15 protein-coding genes are annotated in these 20,223 nt (G+C 58.3%); 5 read left to right on the top strand and 10 right to left on the bottom strand.

What is annotated here, in order from left to right; translation table 11 throughout:
- The first annotated feature begins 6 nt into the window (after nt 1–6).
- Nucleotides 7–1,182, top strand: coding sequence for an acetyl-CoA C-acyltransferase (locus E0504_RS02065; RefSeq protein WP_131621406.1), 1,176 nt, complete (start codon nt 7–9; stop codon nt 1,180–1,182).
- 245 nt (nt 1,183–1,427) lie between these two features.
- Entirely contained in the window at nt 1,428–2,978 is a 1,551-nt protein-coding gene (locus tag E0504_RS02060; protein ID WP_207912087.1) for an SMP-30/gluconolactonase/LRE family protein, read from the top strand.
- A 547-nt stretch (nt 2,979–3,525) separates the two neighbouring features.
- On the opposite strand, the gene E0504_RS02055 is transcribed toward E0504_RS02060, so the two are convergent.
- The 5 genes from E0504_RS02055 to E0504_RS02035 all read right to left on the bottom strand — a co-directional run bounded on the left by E0504_RS02055 (nt 3,526) and on the right by E0504_RS02035 (nt 11,074).
- Nucleotides 3,526–5,241: a cation acetate symporter gene (locus E0504_RS02055; RefSeq protein ID WP_131621404.1), complete on the bottom strand. Its 1,716-nt coding sequence runs from the start codon at nt 5,239–5,241 to the stop codon at nt 3,526–3,528.
- On the bottom strand, nt 5,238–5,570 hold the full coding sequence (locus tag E0504_RS02050) for a DUF485 domain-containing protein (protein WP_131621402.1): 333 nt from the start codon (nt 5,568–5,570) through the stop codon (nt 5,238–5,240). Before E0504_RS02050 ends, E0504_RS02055 begins: the two co-directional genes overlap by 4 nt.
- A gap of 286 nt (nt 5,571–5,856) precedes the next feature.
- Entirely contained in the window at nt 5,857–8,190 is a 2,334-nt protein-coding gene (locus E0504_RS02045) for a TonB-dependent receptor (RefSeq protein WP_131621400.1), read from the bottom strand.
- Nucleotides 8,191–8,581: 391 nt separating this feature from the next.
- Complete coding sequence (locus E0504_RS02040) at nt 8,582–9,808, bottom strand: SGNH/GDSL hydrolase family protein (RefSeq protein ID WP_131621398.1); 1,227 nt, start codon at nt 9,806–9,808, stop codon at nt 8,582–8,584.
- 267 nt (nt 9,809–10,075) lie between these two features.
- The gene (locus E0504_RS02035; RefSeq protein WP_165938381.1) at nt 10,076–11,074 is read right to left on the bottom strand and encodes an alpha/beta hydrolase fold domain-containing protein; all 999 of its coding nucleotides are present in this window, start codon (nt 11,072–11,074) and stop codon (nt 10,076–10,078) included.
- A 237-nt stretch (nt 11,075–11,311) separates the two neighbouring features.
- Here E0504_RS02035 and E0504_RS02030 point away from each other — a divergent pair, with 237 nt between their 5' ends.
- Both E0504_RS02030 and E0504_RS02025 read left to right on the top strand, forming a co-directional pair.
- Nucleotides 11,312–12,265 (top strand): LysR family transcriptional regulator, encoded by a 954-nt coding sequence (locus tag E0504_RS02030; protein ID WP_131621394.1) that lies wholly within the window; start codon nt 11,312–11,314, stop codon nt 12,263–12,265.
- Between the two features lie 456 nt (nt 12,266–12,721).
- Nucleotides 12,722–14,053 (top strand): MFS transporter, encoded by a 1,332-nt coding sequence (locus E0504_RS02025; protein ID WP_165938380.1) that lies wholly within the window; start codon nt 12,722–12,724, stop codon nt 14,051–14,053.
- A 492-nt stretch (nt 14,054–14,545) separates the two neighbouring features.
- Here E0504_RS02025 and acs read toward each other — a convergent pair whose 3' ends face one another.
- From acs to E0504_RS02000, 5 genes are all read right to left on the bottom strand, one after another.
- On the bottom strand, nt 14,546–16,501 hold the full coding sequence (acs, locus tag E0504_RS02020; RefSeq protein ID WP_131621390.1) for an acetate--CoA ligase: 1,956 nt from the start codon (nt 16,499–16,501) through the stop codon (nt 14,546–14,548).
- Nucleotides 16,502–17,335: 834 nt separating this feature from the next.
- Entirely contained in the window at nt 17,336–17,866 is a 531-nt protein-coding gene (locus E0504_RS02015) for a GNAT family N-acetyltransferase (RefSeq protein ID WP_131621388.1), read from the bottom strand.
- A 127-nt stretch (nt 17,867–17,993) separates the two neighbouring features.
- Entirely contained in the window at nt 17,994–18,356 is a 363-nt protein-coding gene (locus tag E0504_RS02010; RefSeq protein ID WP_131621386.1) for a DUF3768 domain-containing protein, read from the bottom strand.
- A 106-nt stretch (nt 18,357–18,462) separates the two neighbouring features.
- Nucleotides 18,463–19,062, bottom strand: coding sequence for a hypothetical protein (locus E0504_RS02005; protein WP_131621384.1), 600 nt, complete (start codon nt 19,060–19,062; stop codon nt 18,463–18,465).
- The gene (locus E0504_RS02000; protein ID WP_131621382.1) at nt 19,059–19,637 is read right to left on the bottom strand and encodes a site-specific integrase; all 579 of its coding nucleotides are present in this window, start codon (nt 19,635–19,637) and stop codon (nt 19,059–19,061) included. The genes E0504_RS02005 and E0504_RS02000 overlap by 4 nt, the downstream gene beginning before the upstream one ends.
- A gap of 96 nt (nt 19,638–19,733) precedes the next feature.
- Between E0504_RS02000 and E0504_RS01995 the strand changes: the two genes are divergently transcribed.
- On the top strand, nt 19,734–20,192 hold the full coding sequence (locus E0504_RS01995) for a hypothetical protein (RefSeq protein WP_131621380.1): 459 nt from the start codon (nt 19,734–19,736) through the stop codon (nt 20,190–20,192).
- Nucleotides 20,193–20,223: the final 31 nt, after the last annotated feature.

Here is a 20,223-nt window from a genome sequence, read left to right as displayed (position 1 = left end):
AGAAGTATGCGTGACGCCGTTATCGTCTCCACCGCCCGCACCCCCATCGGGCGTGCCTACAAGGGCGCGTTCAACAACACTCTCGGGCCGACGCTCGGCGCCTTGTCGCTGAAGCCTGCCATCGAGCGCGCCGGCATCGACCCGGCCGAGATCGACGACGTGTTGTGGGGCGCCGCGCTCCAGCAGGGCACGCAGGGCGGCAACCTCGCTCGCCAGGTCGCGCTACGCGCCGGGTGCCCGGTGACCGTGTCGGGCATGACCATGGACCGCCAGTGCTCCAGCGGCCTGATGAGCATCGCCACCGCCGCCAAGCAGGTGATCGTCGACCGGATGGACATCGTCGCCGCCGGCGGACAGGATTCGATCAGCCTCGTGCAGACCAAGGACATGCGGGTGCAGCCCGACCCGTCGCTGATGGCGATGCACAAGTCGATCTACATGCCGATGCTGCAAACCGCCGAAACGGTGGCCGCGCGATATGGCATCGGCCGCGACCGGCAGGACGCTTATGGTTTGCAGAGCCAGCAGCGCACCGCCGCCGCCCAGGCCGCCGGCATCTTTGACGATGAGATCGTCGAAGTGACCACCACCATGAAGGTGCAGGACAAGGCGACCGGCGAAGTCTCCGACCGCGAGATCACCTTGAAGAAGGACGAAGGCAACCGTCCCGAGACCACGCTGGAGGGGCTGCAGGGCCTCAAGACGGTGATCGAGGGCGGCACCATCACCGCCGGCAACGCCAGCCAGCTGTCGGACGGTTCGGCTGCCGTGATCGTGATGGAAGCCGGGGTTGCCGCGGCGCGCGGGCTGACCCCGATGGCGCGCTATGTCGGCATGGCGGTCGCGGGCACGGAGCCTGACGAGATGGGTATCGGCCCCGTGTTCGCCATTCCCAAGCTGCTTGGCCGCTTCGGCCTGTCGGTGGACGACATCGGCGTGTGGGAACTGAACGAGGCGTTCGCGGTGCAGGTCTTGTACTGCCAGGACGTGCTCGGCATCCCGAACGACAAGCTCAACGTCAACGGCGGCTCGATCTCGATCGGCCACCCCTATGGCATGACCGGCGCGCGCTGCGTCGGCCACGCGATCCGCGAAGGCAAGCGCCGGGGCGAGAAGTACGTCGTCGTCACCATGTGCGTCGGCGGCGGCATGGGCGCGGCTGGCCTGTTCGAGGTCTACTGACTATGGCTTCCGGAACCATAGCGGTCCGTAAGACTCTAGGAGCCTCAGTCTTGTTGTGGTTCCGGTCTGACCTGCCTCGCGAGCAAGTCAGGGCACATTGGCGGGGTCCGCACGCGCAACTCGTCGCTCGCCAAGCCTCTTTCCGTGACTACCGCCAGCATCACTTCGCGGAACTTGGCGAAGGGTTATGGCCCCGTGTCGAGGGTTTCGAAACTGAGATTCCTGAAGCCCGCCGGATCGACGGCATGCCTGAAGTTGTCATCAAGTCCGTCGCGGCGATGCTTAAGCCCAATAAGCTAATACCGCTCATTTTTGAGGACGAACGCAATGCGTTCGCCCGAACCGTTCTGTACTCTTGCGGTCCGGGCGGAGGCCGTTGGTACGATCTGGCAAGCCGAGGCGCTGTGGGGTCTCGCAGCGTAGTCCTGTTGCGGCGCCGGCCCCACGTGGAACCTGCGAAGTTTGCTAAGTTTATTCACAGATGGATGGGTCCGGCTCTTGCGCGATTCGTGTCGCTTCACGAGCTGAACACGCAAGTGTTCACGCGGTGGAGCGAAGGTAGTTGGGACACCCCGGGAGTAGCCCATGACAACCCGCCTGCCGAGGCATTCCACGCCTCGATCGTCCTTGGCTTCGCGGACGAGGCAGCAAGGACTGCGTTTTTCGAAGAGGCTGCTCTAAAATCGTTGTCGGACGCTACCGCAGAATACTGTTCAGCCGTTCACGCCTACCCGGTCGAAGAAACTCATATCTTTGTCAAAGATGGCAGGGTCACCATCCCTCAGGTCGCGCCTGTGCCGAAGCCGACACTTGATCCAGCATGCCGAACTCTACCTTCCGCGCCGGAGCGGGCGTCGCAGGAGGAATCCCTCACCCCTTTTCCGCCGGCACGTCTTATTCCGCTTAGCGGCCACGGTGCAGAGGATGTGGTCGCGGATGCGAAAGGTCGCCTTCTTTGCGGCCTCGCCGACGGAAGAATCATCCGTCTTGAACTTGCATCGGGCCAAGAGGAGACACTCGGCCGAACAGGCGGCCGGCCTCTGGGGCTCGAGGTATTGGAAGATGGACGCGTCCTTATTTGCGACGCGCAGCGCGGTCTTCTCCGGCTTGATCCGGCTACTGCAGAAATCGAAACGCTCGTCCACTCAGTCGAGGGAATTCCACTTCGCTTCTGCTCGAATGTGACCGCTTCCAAGGACGGCACATACTGGTTCACTGAATCGACAAATCGCTTTGACTTCGAACACTACATAGGGGCGATGCTTGAGCACCGCCCGTCTGGCCGATTGTTTCGCCGTGACCCGGACGGCCGGGTAGAGATCGTGCTTGAAGGCCTGCACTTCGCAAATGGGGTTACGCTTACTGAGTACGAAGAGGCGCTGATCTTCGCCGAGACGGACGGCTATCGTTTGTCAAAACTTTGGCTTCAAGGAACACGCCAAGGTGAGTTGGAGGTCATCGCTGACAACTTGCCCGGATTTGCGGATAATTTATCATCGGTGAAGAATGGTCGCTTCTGGGCCGCGATGCCCAATGCGCGTCAGAAAAGCCTAGATAACTTGAGCAAAGTTCCGGGTCCTGTACGGAAACTAGCTTGGAAACGATTGCAGCTACCTTTGACCCAAACTAGCGGAACTACTTGGGTAATGGCGTTCGACACCAACGGCCGGGTCTTGGCCGATCTTCAGACCAGCCGCACAGACTTTTTTGGTGCAACTGGGGTCGTTGAGAGCGGCGGCAAAGTTTTTTTAAGCAGCGTCGACGGAGGTGCATTGCTGGAAATCCGCGCGTCGTAGGCTATCGCCCCAGGGGCTATGCCTTCGTCATAGCTAGGCGAACTTCACGTGCGAACTCCCTGCATTGTTCTTGTTAGCCTCTCCTGAGTGTTGATGACGCTAATGGAGGTAAGCAAAAAGGCCTGGGCCCTGAAGGCGCCGGTACCGGGCGGCTGAAGCCCGCTCCTCGATCTTAGGCCAAAGCTTGCGCATCACCTTTTCTTAGACAGCCACGCACCATCTAATGTGCGCTTGGCGACGGCCGATAAGGATGCAAGTGACGGGTAGCGTCTCTATGCCGGCGCTGTTCAGCTTCGGTGTGGCTCCCCTTGGCACCTTATGCGACCTTCAGTCGTCGACGTCCTGCTTGCCCGGGAGGGCGCGAGCTTGAGGAGGAACTCATCAAAGTGTTCGCTCACACGTCCTACGTCACTTTGGCGATGGCGTCCCGATGTTCCAAAAGCCAACAACAGCCCGGTCCGGTTATGCCCGACCAACTATTAGTGGGCCGCACCACCGGCCCGGTTGGAGCTTCGCCTGTAAAGTGGTTCCACCGCATGCGGAACAACTAATGGTCGCCCGCCGCGGTGGCGCCGATGCCAGTTTCAGCTCGCACGTACTGCTCCAGGAAGCCTTCTCTGTCCTTGGCGGCGCGCTTGCTGCGGTCGAAAATGGATACAAGCCAGATGGTCACGAAGGCCAATGGCATCGAGAAGATTGCCGGCGATGAGTACGGGAACGGCGCTACGGGATTACCTAGGACCGTCACCCAAACTGCCGGCGACAGAATCGTCAACGCTAAAGCCGTTATTAGTCCAACTAACCCACCGGAGACCGCCCCGCGGGTCGTGCAATCTTTCCAAAGCATCGACATCAGAAGAACGGGAAAGTTACCTGAAGCAGCGAGCGCGAAGGCGAGGCTGACCATAAATGCAACATTCTGTTCTTCGAAGAGTATGCCTAGTAAGATCGCTGCAAGGGCAAGCACTAGAACGGTCCAACGTGAAACGCGAAGTTCATCGCGTGAAGTCGCTGCGCCCTTACATATGACCGAGGCGTATATATCATGACTGATAGCTGACGCGCCAGATAGAGTAAGGCCAGCAACCACTGCGAGGATTGTTGCGAACGCTACAGCCGATACAAACCCTAAAAAGAGGTCGCCCCCGAGCGCGGTCGCAAGATGAACTGCCGCCATGTTACCGCCGCCGCGCAACGCTCCTTGCGGATCCAGGTAGCTAGGGTCAGTAGCGACAAGGACAATCGCCCCGAAGCCAATCACGAAGGTGAGAAGGTAAAAATAGCCGATCCATCCGGTTGCCCAAAGCACCGACTTTCGGGCCTCTTTGGCATTAGGAACGGTTATGAAGCGCATGAGGATGTGTGGCAGCCCGGCGGTACCGAACATCAGCGCCATACCGAATGAGATCGCCGAGACGGGATCTCTGATGAAATTGCCCGGCCCCATGATTGAGACACCTTCGACTGCCGCTTCTGTTGGCGAAGCGCCGCCCTGGGCCGCGAGCCCTGTTTTGACTTCGACTGCGCGCGCAAACAGCGCATCTAGCGAAAAATTAAAACCCGCAAGTACGACGAACGCCATGACGCTGGCACAGCCCAGTAGGAGAACTGCTTTTACGATTTGGACCCAAGTCGTCGCAATCATTCCTCCAAAAATGACATAGAGTGTCATCAGGATTCCGACGATCACCACCGCTGCTTCGTAGGGTAGGCCGAACAACAGTTTGATAAGCTGTCCGGCGCCAACCATTTGCGCGATTAGGTAAAACAATACGACCGTTAGCGTACTAAAGGCGGCGAACATCCGCACCGGTGTCTGACCGAAACGAAATGAGGCTACATCCGCAAACGTATAACGGCCTAGGTTACGGAACCGCTCTGCCAGCAAGAAGAGAATTATGGGCCAACCTACAAGAAACCCTGTGGAGTAGATCAGTCCGTCATAGCCATCGGCGAAAATCTGCGCTGAGATGCCGAGGAATGAAGCAGCCGACATGTAGTCGCCGGCGATCGCAAGTCCGTTCTGAAAACCCGTGATCCCCCCGCCGGCTGCATAAAAGTCAGACGTGGTTTTAGTGCGGCCAGCCGCCCACCGTGTTATCCCGAGTGTAAGCAGTACGAAGGCTGCAAACACCGCTATCGCTGACCAGTTTGTCTCTTGGGGCTGGTTCGGAGAAGCGAGGGCGTCGGCTAAGGCAACCGCCGGCCAAAGCAAAGCCGTCAGAACCAGGGCGGCTGCGACGTTCCTGTGCGATCCATTCATTGACCTGCCTCCCGACGCAATTCATTGGTCAGCTGGTCAAATCTCCCGTTTGCGCGCCGAACATAAAGAGCAGTAAGCGCGATTCCAGAGAGGATCACGCCTATCCCCATGGGAATTCCAATGGTCATCGTCCATCCGGCAGCCACGGGCTTAGCAAGGAAGGCGGGGGCGAATGCGACAAGCAAAATGAACCCAAAAAAGATAATTAGAATTGCTATCGATAAGGTCCACCCAAGACGAGCCCGTTCTCGCGTGAGCATCTGAAACTTCGGATTTTCGGCGAGCGTAGAAGACGAAGTAGTGCGGTCCAAAGGAGTATTGTACGCCATTGTTACCGTCCTTCCTGAACCAAGCTATGAATCGACCGCCTGAAAAATCTCGACCGCACTACATCAGAAACCCCGTCATTCCGCCGCCACCCATCATGTGAGGAGGACCTAACACAGGCACTCTCGGGAGTGATGGGATGCTGCTTTTGTGGCCAATCGCTGGGTGGACTACTCATCCGATGCGGACGAAACCTAGTGAGTACGAGCCATAACCCTCAACCAGATAATCGGCGGCGAGCAAAATCAACAGTAGTAGTTACCATTGTTTTTACCCACCGCCTTAGCTTTATTGGTAATCCCAGCTCAACCTGATACCGATAGTTCTGGGGCGACGCGTTCCCACGCGGGCCGACGCCGCCCGTGGTGGATTGACGAAAATTATACTGTCACTATTGGTCAAGTTGTCCGCGTACAACACCGCGCCCAGGCGGCCGCGACTCCATCCCATACTTGCATTGATTTCAGAGGACGCCGGGACGATGCTATAGCCCGGGTCGGGCTTTCCTGTACCGGGCGCATTGGGAAACGTGTTGGGGAAGGAGCCAGCGCGATAAAAGTCGACGCGACCATAAAAGTCGTTTTCGTTGACGGACCAACCGTAGCGTACATGCGCGCCCCCCTTGAACTTCGGGGAGGAAAGGCGCGACCCCTCCGTCGCCCCAGAGATCTTTGCATCAACAGCATCGATAGTGACAATTTTACCCTCTTGCAGCGTGAGGTTAGCACCGATCTCCAAGCCGACCGCTGGACGCAGAACAACCTCAGCTTCGAAGCCGAACGCTTCTGCATCGCCAGCATTACCGTCAAAAGTGGCTTGGTCGGACGGCCGGATAAGCTGGATCTGAATGTCGTCCCAAGTGATGTAGTACGCAGCCAAATTCGCCGTCAGTCGCCCACCCAGCATTGTCGCCTTAGTGCCGACCTCATAATTCCAGAGACTGTCCCCATCGGCGCCAATCGGAATGACAACCGGATCGTTGGGGTCGATCACGCTTCGTCCGCCGTTAACGAGCGCGGAGTTGCCGTTTGCTTTGGGCCGCCGAAATCCTTTGGACGCCACCGCGTAGATGTTCAGGTCGTTATTGGGCTGCCATTGAACACCTAACTTTGGGGTGAAATTCAGTTCGTTGCCCGTCGTAAAGTCTGCCTGTGTGGTCAGCGGAGCTGATATGTCGATATTTCCGCCCGTGAACGCTCCGACATAAAATCGCGGCAGGCTCAGAGACGGAAGGGCACGATTTTCATACTTGCTATTGGTCAGACGGCCACCAGCGATGATTTTTAGCGCTTCAGTCACTCGGTAACTTGCCTCACCAAAAACGGCAGCTTCCGTGCTCGTGGTGCGCGTCAAAGTGTTCGATATCGTCGAGCCATTATTGATATTCGTCGGCGCCCCGGTGATGTTCCGGGCAGTGACAAATTCAGTCGGTACATACAACTGAACGGCCGACTTCGCGGTTTGCTCAAGGTAGTAAAGCCCAGTTACCCACTCCAAACGGCCATTGGAATTTGATGCGAGCCGGAGCTCCTGCTGCTTCGTCAGTATCTTTGAATCTAGGCCGAAGAAGAGAGGAATGGTTGGAACAGCGCCGAAAATGTTCAAGTCGATCATTTTCTGGGGCGAGGACGCATACGTAGTCGCAGATGTGAGGGTGGCCCAACCCATATCGTAGTCTAGCGTCAAGTTGCCGTGATAAAGATCGACCTTCGTGATCCACGGCCTAGGGCTGCTATAAACATTCACTCCGAACACGGGATCGTACAGAGGCGAGTCGCCTACACGGTTTGAAGCGTAATTGAATGTGAACGAACCAGTGAACCTGGAATCGGGGGCCCAGAGGACACTAGCTCGCAACACTTTGTCTTTAGTAGTGTTAGCGTTCTTTACGCCAGTACCTATGTTGTCAACATAACCATCATCGTCGCGCAGGAACCCCGACACTCGCAGAGCAAGTTGGTCTTGTACTAGTGGAACGTTGAGCATGGCGCCGACACTGGCACGGTGCGATCCTCCCGCCGTAGAACCCAGGTCGAGATCGGCCGAGGCATCAAACTCATCCGGATTTGGTTTGTTGGTGATATACCGGATCAACCCAGCCAAAGATCCAGATCCGAAGAGCGTTCCCTGAGGACCGCGGAGAACTTCAATCCGGTTCAGGTCGTAAGGAGCGACGTCCTGAATAATAGCAGACGAGGAGGTAAGAGGCAGATCGTCCAAAAACACCGCAACTGGCCGCTGGGTGCCGGACGAACTCGTCGTTTGTGATGTTTGAATTGCACGGATGGTCGGCTTATTGAAGCTGCCTTCACCCGTCGCGATAACTCCAGGAGAAGAGAGGGCGAGAGATTTAATATCCGTAATGTGTCTCTCTTCGAGCTCTTTCTCCGACAGAGCGGTGATGCTGACGGGGACATCTTGGATTGACTCGTTCCGCCGCGTCGCGGTTACCACGATCTCGCCCGTGGCCGCCGCTTCTGCAGGCGAAGACTCGGCAGTCTGCGGTGTTTGCGATGCACTGCCGCTCGACGCCGAGGTCTGAGCCTGCGCAGGGGAAGCCAGGGACAACGCGGTTGCCACCGCGGCCAGCGAAACGCCACTTAAAGAACGAGTCACGAACATAGATATACCCTCCCATGGGCATCGCCCGCGAAGGTAGCGATGCCAGACATCCTAAGCGGTTTTCCGCCTTTTCTCGGACGTGAAATCCCAGAGCATGAGAGGATTGCATAGTGGTCAAAAGCGGGCTTCTATGTTTCACTTATGATACGCGAACGCTGAGCTTTCTCAGCGCGGATGATTGATGCTGCGCTGGCCCTCAAGAACGGGCACCCGTATCTAAAGCCGCTTAAAGGCCATGCGACATCGCCGTTGTCGCAACGAGAAATCCAGCGATGCTGCCAAGCTCGACTTCCGCATACGTGCGGTGAATTCGCCTCCCGTGGGAGCTGTGTCCTGTCGCTGTTGACGAAAGAACTTTGCTACAGCCTCGGCTGTCAAACTGCCGAAAACGTTACTTGTCGAGGATACGCAAATCTATTGCGTCTGCCATCGCGCGGTACCCCGCGTCGTTCGGGTGCAACCAATCGCCGGCTTGAAATTCGACACGCATCCGGCGCGGGTTCGTCGGATCGCGCAGCGCAGCATCGAAATCGATCACACCGTCGAACTCTCCGCTCTGCCGGATCCAAGCGTTGAGGGCCTGGCGCACCACTTCACCGTTCTCATGAAAATAAGCGGCGCCTTCGTAAGGCAGAAGTGTGCCGCCGATCACCTTGATCCCTTGGGACCTCGCACGTGCGATTAGCTGACGGTACGCGCCAATCAGATCGGCTGTTGTTGGTGGAACTGCGCCTCCAACGCCGATGTCATTGATGCCTTCGAGTACAATCACGTGGCTGACGCCAGGAACCGAGAGCACGTCTCGATCGAAACGGCCAAGAGCTGACTGACCCATAGTCGCGATCCGACCGTCCGCCAGAAGCCGGTTGCCACTGATCCCTGCGTTTATCACATTTGGTGACCGACTGCCGCTCCGCGCTATCAATCTGTCTGCTAAACGGTCCGGATAGCGGCGGTTCGTGTCCGCCGAGGACAGATACCCGTCGGTTATGGAGTCCCCGAACGCGAGGATGACTCGAGACTTCGGAGCTGCTTCTACCTCTACGCCAGTCAGAAACGCGCGAAATGTCGAGTACGGAAGCTGTAGCGGCTGAAAACTGCGGTTGGTGTAATCGCCTGTCGGAGAGACAATTGTCGTGGCGGCTGCAACGGCATGGCAGCTGCATGCGGGCGCTTTACCATCAACAAAAATCGAAATCTTGAGATCATCGAGTTGCTTGACTTCTAGGTCGACCGGATCCGACAAAACTGGGGCCCCGGCCGGAATCGTAACGGTGTTGCGATGAGAAAACGTCACATTTTGGGCACCGAATTCTTCTTTCGACCGCTGCCGGGAGATGCGCTGGACTTTAACAGAGCCCAAGGTGAGCGGGGTGACGCCGTATTCGTTGCTAAAACGAAGTCGAACCCGGGCGCCCTCGCCGGTGACCCTGACGACCTGGATGATGGTTTTGTCGTCGAAAACAGGCGTCGTAGGGCGCGATTCGGCTGCCGGCGGCAAGGGCATTGGCGGGGCAGGCGGTGCTTGCCATGTAGCAACCCACTTCTCCGCCCCTGCGGCGCTCACGCCGGTAAGGGACGCAAGAACCAGCAGCCCTGCATGCAAGTACCACATCATAACCCACTCCCATGCTGCCGCAATCGTCCCGCGATTTCCGCGGTCGCAAAGCGGTCAGAACCTAGCCGCCAAAAGGCGAGCTTCACGCTATCCTCAACTCAGCATGAAACGCTGGCAAGTATGCAAATTTAGTGTCCGCTGTTCCAGCTTTGGAACGACCGAGAAGGTCCTTCGAATAAGAAATCAAGCGGGCCTGGGTCTAGTAATTTGGAAGAATGCGGAGACAGGACTTGTTTGCTACGCCTTACGAAGGACCGGTTCAAACTCTCATTTAGGCAAGTGATCACCCTCGTCGATCCCGCTTAGGGTAAGTCCTACGCGCCTAAACACGTCTTTTGCTTCAGGCACGAATGTCGCAGCCATGAACACGTGAAACCCACCCGGATATTCCCGATAAGAGATCTGGTTGCCTGCCGCTTGAGCTTTCGTGACAAAACTGCGCGCGTCAGCGACCAGCAAGTCCTGGGATCCTTGGTAGATATCGATCGGGGGTAACCCCTTTAGGTCACCGTAGAGTGGACTGAACCGTGGTGCGCGAGCATCGGCCATTCCAGCCCACCATTTCCCGCACAGTCGCAAAGCATCGACAGTCAGCATAACGTCAGACGATTCGACTTCTCGTGCGGCAGGGTCTGCCAGCGTCAGATCGAGCCAAGGCGCGAACAGAACCAAGCGAGCCGGAAGAGGCAGCGCCTTATCTCGAAGCTCGACTGCCAGCGCGAGGGCGAGCCCGCCCCCGGCAGAGTCACCCGCGAGTACAATGTTACTTGCGGAAGTCACATCCAGCACTTGGCGATAAACTGCCTCGAGCAGCGCAAATGCATCTTCATTCGTGCGCTCAGGGGCAAGCGGATAGATCGGAACTACCATGGTGGCCCCTGCGGCACTTGAGAGCGCCGCGATGATATCCCAATGCGGTTTCACCAGATCGTTCACGTACGCACCACCATGCAGATAGATAATAGTGCATCGGATTGGCGAGGACTTAGGAGTGAGCGTCACCACCCGCGAGGTACTTATTCGCTGGTCGCGAACTGTAAATCGACCCGCAAGCTTCTTAGGCAGAGGAGCTGGCGAAGGTGGCTTTCGACGTTCGACCGCAGCGCGAAATTCGTCGAGCCGGGCGAGTGGCTTTCCCCTGCTCCGGATCACCGAGGCTGCGAGCCGCATCCTCAAACTTCCTTCGCCCCGCCTTGCCAGATGAAAGGCAGTTGCCGCAAGCAGCGGCGAGCCTACGGCTCCGGCGACTTTCAGCCACTTCATCATTATTACGTCCTTTCTGGAGCAGCGCAGGCAAGTGATCAACGCAGCGCGCGGACACATTGCCCGTGCACATCCGCGGGGCAAAATTTTTTGGGCCGCCAAATTGCGTAGCGCAGCTGCGGTAGAAAGGCGCACGCGGCTCCGACGTACTATGCGGGTTTGCAATTGCCAGTGAAGTTCGACTAGCTCGCCAAACCGGACAACGACGTTTCAAATGCGGAACGCCCACTGGAGAGTGGAATGCAGGAAGTGGATGCGTTCGCGATGTTCGCGAAGGTGGGGGAACTAGGATCGATCTCCGGAGCTGCGCGCTCACTGAGCGTTCCAAAAGCCAACGTAAGCAGGGCGGTCGTCCGACTCGAAGCAGCCTACAAGGTTGCCCTCGTGGACCGCACAGGCCGCCGCATTAGGCTTACCGAAGCGGGCGTTACCTTCCACGCGCGCTGTTTACGAATTCTGGATGAAATGAACGAGGCTCAGGCGGAGCTCGCGGCGCATCGGGGTCATCCGGCCGGCACCCTGAGGATCGGGTTCCCTGGCGACGTTGGCCGAGACATGCTTGCTGATACTCTGCACGAGTTTTTGGAGCGGTATCCGGATATCGATCTTCGCGTGCGTGTGGGCGAACGGCTGCTCCCCCAGCCGAACAGCCTCGACGTGGTCTTGCACGCTGGTTGGCTGTCAGATTCTCGGCTTACGTGCCTCAAACTCGCCGATATCAGAACTCTCCTCGTTGCAAGCCGAGGTTATGTTAAGCGACGGGGTCTCCCCACTTCGTCGGACGACCTTGCGGGGCACTCATTTTTAGGCAACTTTTATCTCGATCGTGCTTCAATCGAGCCGGGCCGCCTACCCGCTCATGTTCCGGTGCTCGAACTTAAGCGCGAAACCGAGCGGTTCGCCTTACCGATATGGCAACGTTTTGCCTCAACTGACCATATGCTAATGCTTGATTTAGTTAAGCGTGGCATCGCAATCGCTCCGATTGCGGCGGCCCGTATCACCGACGAGCTCAGGTCAGGTGAACTCGTGCGCGTGCTTCCGGATTACGAACTTCATAACCCCCCCGCCTTGTACGCGCTTTACATCGGACGAGCAGCCATAGCGCCGAAGTTGAAGGTGTTTCTCGAATTCCTTCAAGAGATAATTGCCCGACAACGGCAGAACAACCGGGCCAGCAGGGCGCAGCGTTGATGGCCGACCGACGCGAGGTGGACTCGCTTTGAACTAGGCTGCACTCCGGCTGCGAGGGAACTTCGGTTCGGTACATCCAGCACCGCGTTTCAATTCTGAAACGGCGAAGAGCAATTTCGTGGACTTGTAAGGCCCTCACTCGCCGGTCGATGATGATCGCGGGATAGAGGTACAATAAGGCGCTGGAAATGATCGGCCTAGGAGCCTTGCTGGCGCGTGACTTCGCGATTTCGCCCGGTCTGACAGCACACGCACCGTGCGAGATAACCCATGCAAACTTCTCGAAAGCAACTTGCAACAGGCAATAACGAAAAGCCAGATGCAGGTGAACTGACATCTCCGGGTACCCTGTGCCTATAAGTCTCTCCCAGCGAGTGCGTGAGCGCTAAACGGAAGTGATCTGACATATGGCCACTTGCAACTACAACCGTCTGGCTCATGGGGCGAAGCACTTGTATGTCTGATAAAGAGTCCACGCCAAATCGCATGCCATTGTTGATTTTGACGGTGATTTACGTGCTTAGTTACGTTGATCGTCAGATTGTTAATATTCTGGCAGAAGGTATAAAACGCGATCTTGGACTGACTGATGCGCAGCTTGGTCTAGTGACCGGTTTATCGTTCGCGCTTTTGTACGCCGGTCTGGGGGTGCCCATTGCGCGCTTGGCCGAGAAGCAGCATCGCGTTCGTATTATTTCTATCGCAGTATTCACATGGAGCGCCTTCACCGTCGCCTGTGGCTTCGCCCGCAATGCGACCGACCTTTTCCTTATGCGAGTGGGTGTGGGCATCGGGGAAGCAGGTTCAACGCCACCGTCACACTCGCTCATTGCAGAATACTATCCCCCCGAAAAGCGGGCGTCCGCGATCGGCATCTACTCCCTGGGCATCCCGATTGGCTCAATGATTGGAACAATTCTCGGGGGGGTGGCCCTTTATTGGGTAGGGTGGCGTGGAGCGTTTATAATCGCTGGCGCACCGGGTCTCCTCATGGCGGTGATCGCCTGGATCTTTCTTCCAGAACCAAGGGCAAATCGTGGGTGGAAAGTTCGGCCAGATAACGCCACTCGGGTGTCATTACTTTCGGCGGTTCGATCGTTATGGAATGTTCGGTCATACCCTCGTCTTGTGGCAGGAATGACGCTCTTCTCTTTGTACGGATATTCGGCAGGAGCGTTCGGCGCATCCTTCATCTTCCGTAACCACGCCGAGGAACTCGATCGCTGGAGCGTCGCTATACGCGACACGGCCGGCCTGGACCTCGGGCCATCTGGCACACTGGGCCTTATCTCTGGCCTGATGATTGGCGCTGCCGGCATCATTGGAACTATCAGTGGAGGGAAGCTGGCTGATAAACTCGGCCGAAGTAGCAAAGCGGCATATGCCGAGATTGCATCGCTTAGTGTCCTTGCTGTAGTGCCTTGTTACTTGCTGGTGCTGTTTCTGCCGAGCCTGTCGGGAGTGTTTCTCGCAATGATGGCAGCTTCGCTAACGGGCTCGTTTATTTTTGGTCCGGTGTATGGTTCGATACAGTCAATCGCACCTATCAAGCTGCGGGCCACTGCCTCTGCGGTCACATTGTTAGTCGTTAATTTGGTCGCCCTCGGCTTTGGCCCATTAACGGTCGGGATCTTGAGTGACATTTTTGCAGGTACAGTGGGCGAAGGAGATGGTTTGACGTACGCTCTACTAGTGGTTTGTCCTCTTGCTCTTCTCGCTGGCAGTGCGGCATTGTGGTCGGCGCGAAAGACGATCGAACAGGATTACCGGGCGAGCGAAGCCTCATGACGAGAGACGCTGCTCCGCCTGTATGGATGTTTACTGATCGATCCCATGAGATTTCGGAATACCGCTCAACCCTCAGCCGTGAGCGGAAGCCATGCTTTAGCGCTCGCTCTTAATAGGGCGATGGAAATAAATTCAAGCTCACTTTCAGCCATCGTTCTTCCGAATTGCCAGTGACGCCCCTCTACTGGAAGGTCCGCGATACGTCAGAGAATTGCCTTGAGCGGTGAGACTAATTAGCGCCGTCTGCTTGCGCTGGCGAAGGCCATGTTCGACCCACACACCAATGTTATCGATGCCGATGTTGAAGTTGCGCTTAATGATCCGGCAACCGAAGCAGTCGAGTGATCGCAGCGGAGTCCGCCGTGCGCTCACAGAAGGGCATCAGCTTCGTTCCGGTTGAAAGAGGCGGCTACCGTTCCGCGCCGTGAGTTACAGTGTCGTTATGAACATCAACATGATCAATTGGCAGGCGCCTGGGAGTGCTCTTCTCGCCTAGCGGTTCAGGCGCCCTTCGATCAGCGTATCGACCACGCCTGGATCCGCCAGCGTCGAGGTATCGCCGAGCGCGCCCACCTCGTTCTCGGCAATCTTGCGGAGGATGCGGCGCATGATCTTGCCGGATCGGGTCTTTGGCAGCGCCGGGGTGAAGTGCAGGTGATCGGGCGTGGCGATAGGACCGATTTCCGTGCGAACTTGCTGGCGCAGTTCGGCGGTGAGCGCCTCATGCGGCTCCTCGCCAGCGTTTAGGGTGACATAGCAGTAGATGCCCTGGCCCTTGATGTCGTGCGGGAATCCGACGACCGCCGCCTCGGCGACGCGATCGTGCAGCACCAGCGCGCTTTCGACTTCGGCGGTGCCCATCCGGTGGCCGGAGACGTTGATCACGTCGTCCACCCGGCCGGTGATCCAGTAGTACCCATCGGCGTCGCGGCGGCAGCCGTCGCCGGTGAAGTACTTTCCGCGGTAGGTGACGAAGTAGGTGTCGGAGAAGCGCTGGTGATCGCCGTAGATCGTGCGCGCCTGGCCCGGCCATGAGCGCACCAGGCACAAGTTGCCGCTGGCGGCGCCCTCCAGCACCTCGCCCTCGGCATCGACCAGTTGCGGGCACACGCCGAAGAACGGCCGGCCCGCGCTGCCCGGCTTCATGTCGTGCGCGCCGGGAAGGGTGGTGATCATCACCCCGCCGGTTTCGGTCTGCCACCACGTGTCAATCACCGGCAGCGCCCCTCTGCCCACCGTGTCGGAGTACCAGCGCCACGCCTCCGGGTTAATCGGCTCGCCGACGCTGCCGAGCAGGCGCAGCGAGGAGAGGTCGTGCTTCTCCACGTGCCCTGCACCTTCGCGCATCAGCGCGCGGATCGCGGTGGGGGCGGTGTAGAAGATGGCAACTTGGTGCTTGGCGACGGTAGCCCAGAAGCGGTCGTGGTCGGGCCAGTTGGGCACGCCTTCGAACATCAGCGCGGTCGCGCCGTTCTGCAGCGGACCATAAACGACGTAGCTGTGCCCCGTGACCCAGCCGATGTCGGCGGTGCACCAGAACACCTCCCCGGCGCGGTAATCTAAGGCGTAGCGGAAGGTCGTCTCCGTCCACACGGCGTAGCCGCCGGTGGTGTGGAGCAGCCCCTTGGGCTTGCCGGTGGAGCCCGAGGTGTAGAGGATGAACAGCGGGTCCTCCGCGTTCATCGGCTCGCACGGGCAGTCGGCGGGCACTCCGTGCGACAGTTCGTGATACCAGTGGTCGCGGCTCTCGGTCATCGCGATCGCGCCGCCGGTGTGGCGGATCACCAGCACCGCCTTGACCGGCACCTTCTTGAGCGCCGCATCGACATTGGCCTTGAGCGGCACCGTCTTGCCGCCGCGCAGGCCTTCGTCGGCGCACACGATCCAGTCGCTGGCGCAGTCCTCGATCCTGCCGGCGATCGCCTCCGGGCTGAAGCCGCCGAAGATCACCGAATGTACCGCGCCGATCCGCGCGCAGGCGAGCATGGCAAAGGCGCCTTCAGGCACCATCGGCATGTAGATCGTGACGCGGTCGCCCCTGGCCACGCCCAACTTTTTGAGCGTGTTGGCCATGCGGATCACTTCGGCCTGGAGCTCGGCGTAAGTGATGCGGCGGACCTCGCCGGCGGGGTCGTCGGGTTCGAAGATCAGGGCCAGGTGGTCACCGTTGCCGGCGGCGACGTGGCGGTCGACCGCGTTGTGGCAGATGTTGAGCTGGCCGTCCGCGAACCACTTGATGCTGACCGGATCGTAGCTCCAGTCGCCCGCGACGGTCGGTGCTTTGATCCACTCGAGCCGCTGCGCCTGCTCCAGCCAGAAGCCGGCGCTATCCTCGATGCTGCGGTCGTACATGGCCGCGTATTGCTCGGCGGTGCAGTTGGTGCCTTGCGCTGCGGAGGCGGGGCGGCACACCCATTCGTCGTCGTCGTGCGCGGCGGGCTCGGTCATTTCTCTCTCCTTTGTCGAGTGGCTATTCAATGATCAAGACACAGCAAACGCGATGCCTTCTCCACCTCTGGAAAGCCGAGCTACTCCGCAATTGCCAAGCCACTTTCGCTATGAAGCCATTCAACAATTTTCCGGAGATCGCCTGCCACATCACAGGACTCCAATAATCTGCAGACCTAATGGCCGCATTATAGAACTTTAGAAATCGCTCTCGGTGGATCTTCGCAAGTAGTCTCGAGCGTCGACGATAGTGCCTTTTTCGCCCGGACTGCTTATCCCTGCCAAGTGCCTGCACGGGGGTTCGAGCACTTCAACACGCAATTGCGACTGCTTAAACAGCGCATATCCAGCTTGAGGAACGCCCTCGGTGACATTCCGAGGAAGTAATGGGCATCACGCACAAAGTGCGGGTAATCGCAGTATCGCCTGGATCAATCACTGTACTGCGATCGTGCGGCTCTGCTCGGCCTGGGCCCGGCCGGCAACAGCTAAGCCATTATTTGAGGGCCGCTAAGCAGGCCTCCGCATCGCTAATTTGCCAACCTGGCGACAACATTTTGCAGCGGATCGGCGACACGATTTGATCGACACTCTCTGACCACAACCGATCGCTGGAGCCATCCCGAGCAAAACGTCCTGCTCGTTGAAGTCGCCTTCAGTGTATGCGAGCTATGTCCGTGCGACCAGACGCGGCAGCTATCGGGACAATGACAATGAGCCCCTAACGACGACTCTTGGGCGCGAAGCAGATGTTCGACATAGCGGCACCCGACAAAAATGTGACGAAACTGATGATTGTTCACTATTTGTTCTACGCATACCTCTCGGCACGTGTCACAGGCTCCGGCGGAAGATCCACAATTCAGCGTCGAGCCGGGCCTGCTTTGCTTCCATGACCCTCGCGCGGCGCATTGCCAGTTTACGCGCCAGCGCTTGGCTTGCCACATTGTCCTGGTGGATGCGCGCATACAGCGTTTCGGCTGGAAGCTCCCATTCGGCCCAGTTAATCACGGCCGAGGCCGCTTCATGCGCATAGCCACGACGCCACATGTCCCGCCTGACGCGCCAGCCAATCTCGAGCAGCCCCAGCATTGGGCTATCGAGTTCCGGCACTCGAATGATGCCGCAGAAGCCCAGCAGCGCTTTGTCGCGCTTGCGCTCCAGCGCCCAAAACGTGTGTCCGTGTTTGTCGTGGTCGTGCATGTACCAGCGCACTTCGCGACGCACGTGACGTAACGGCATTTTGCCACCCAGGTACTTCATGACCTCAGGGGTGTTACAGTGCTCATGATAAGCAGCGCTGTCGCTTTCGCGCCATGTGCGCAGCCGTAAGCGCCGCGTTGTCAGGATTGTTATCGTATCCATGCGAGGAGCTCCACAGCGGCTTGCCGCGCAGCTGCGCAGCTAAGCCCAGTGTTTGGATATTCTAGAAAAGAGACCTGGCTGGAAGTTGGGCGCCGCACAGCTGGCAGCGCCCGAACATTCCAAGCTGTCACCACTCTTCCGGCAGCATCACTGTCAGGACCCGTTTGGTCACGGCTGCGTCAGCAGGATCGGACGACGCGTAACGCAAGTCCTCGTCATAGTAGTCGACCTTCCACAGCAGCCCAGCACCATCGAACTCGACGTCACCAAAATCGTGCTCACCATGCGGATCGTTGTCTTCGTCAAAGCCATCGAACGCGGCCAGAGCCGCCATGAGACGCACAGGGTTAAAGTCGGGCAGGGCCCGTACTCCTCGAGTCACCATGATGGCGCCGCCGGATCCGGTTTTGCGCAGCTTGTCGTTCAGTTGCGCGATCTGTTGCGCGCGCGCGTTATCGCGGGCGCAAGCGGCCCGTTCACTGCCTGTCATGGCCGTGTCCTTTCGTCAGTGATGTTGAAGGTGACGGTAACGCCGCCGCGGAGCGCGAGTGCGCTAGTGATCAGCCGTCAGCAGCGCTGACAGCAGATTAAGTTGCTCAGGGTATTGGCTTGAAAGCCGCGTCCCATCCTTCGAGCTCGTAGACTTGAGAGTTGAGAATCCGATCCGCGCAAGCGCGCCACAGGATCGTATCGATGGTCGCTACGCGATAGCCGCTCTCTGCGGCGAGCCTGGCGCACAATTCTTCGGTCGTAGTATTCTCGCGCCTCGCGAGCCGTTCCAGGTGCACGTCGGGTTTGGCCGTATCGACGCCGAAGTTTTTGGCTAAATGCAACGCGGTGATGGACCCAATGAATGGCAAGGACCGGAGCTGTTCCACCTTGTCTTCTGCGGCTGCGTAGTCCGCGAACAGCTCCTCGCGCTCAAGCCATATGCGATCGATGGCAGCGGCCTTCCCAGGATGTCCGAATACGTCCTTAGCAGCGCCGCCCTCTTTTAAAACCGCTAGGCAGCGGTTGTAGATCGACAGCGCGACACGGTTAGCCATGCCCGAGTTGCAGATTACGTAGATGGCTTCTTCCGCAAACAGATCGGCGCTGAGTGGCGGCAGGATTGTTTCTGACCAATCTATCTGTGTGTCATAGCCTCGGGCGCGCAGGCCGGCTTCAAGCAGCCGGAACCTGGGGAGCGTAATCACATCATCCGCACGAGCTTGCGCTGCGCGTCCCTATCGCCTTCGATGTATCGTTCGGTCGTCGTCAGCGCTCTGTGCCCTGCGAGCTCCTGCACATCGCGCAACGAGCCCCCTGCTTTGCTAACCATCTTGGCTGCGCTGGTAATGAAAGTGCGTCTGCCCGAGTGCGACGAACACCCGTCCATTCCCAGCTTCGCGTACAAAGCGGCAAACCAGTTGACGACGCTGCGAGGGGTCATGTGTGTGCCTCGCTGCGACCGTATCACGGGACCCTGTCGCGGGCGGCCTTGCTCACGATGGACAGCATCCAGCGCAGCGCGAAGGTCCGGATGGGTGGGGATGTGACGGCCGCGTCCGTTTTTGGCGATCGTGCCAGCCACGTTAAGCAACGTGCCAACGCGTCCGTTCGCCTGTAGAACCATGCCCCACTGCAGACCGGCCACCTCTTGCGCCCTAAGGCCAGCGCGGTAACTTAGGCTGACGATTAGAAAGTTTCTTGTGCCATGCCGCCCGCGCCGAGCTGCCGCATACAAGCGGCGCACGTCACCAGCGGCCAGCACCTTCGCGGGCTGGGTCATAACTCACTCACGTTGTTGCTAAGCTACTGAAAGCTTAGCATAATCTAAGCTGATGAGCAAGTTTGGCTTGCTGGAGCAATGTGCTAAGCTGGTTACATGGCTATCGTGTTTGCTGACGGTGACGAGGACTTTGAACCAATCGATTGGTCCGAGAAAATCGAGTTTATGGACGGTGTCGCGTGGTTGCCCGAGCAGATTACAGAAGCTCTGGTGTTTTTCGACACTGCGCAGCTGGATCGATGGCAACCTGCAAACGACATCGAAGCGATCTTGCGATCGATCCCTGAAGGAGGCGCGGCCAAGCTGGAGCGGTGGGGTTACTTGCAAGCTGGTAATGATGACACGCGACACGCAATATCGAAGCTTGAGTGCGAGCGACGTGCGTCCCCGCTGATGCGCTACCTCTACGGCACTGGAGCATTGATAGCAGCGGTTATCTCAATGCCCGCCGTATTCGAAGTTCCGATCGGGCGGCGCTTGGCGCGGCACCGGGCCTACGTAGACCTGATACCAATTGTCTCAGACGAGAGCCTGCAGATGTTACTTCCGGCGTAACCTAGGGCTTGCCGAAAGGTTTGTAGAAATC

The organism is Parafrankia sp. BMG5.11, assembly GCF_004337455.1.
Note: the sequence above shows the minus strand (reverse complement) of the source record. Positions and strands in the feature narration are given on the sequence as shown.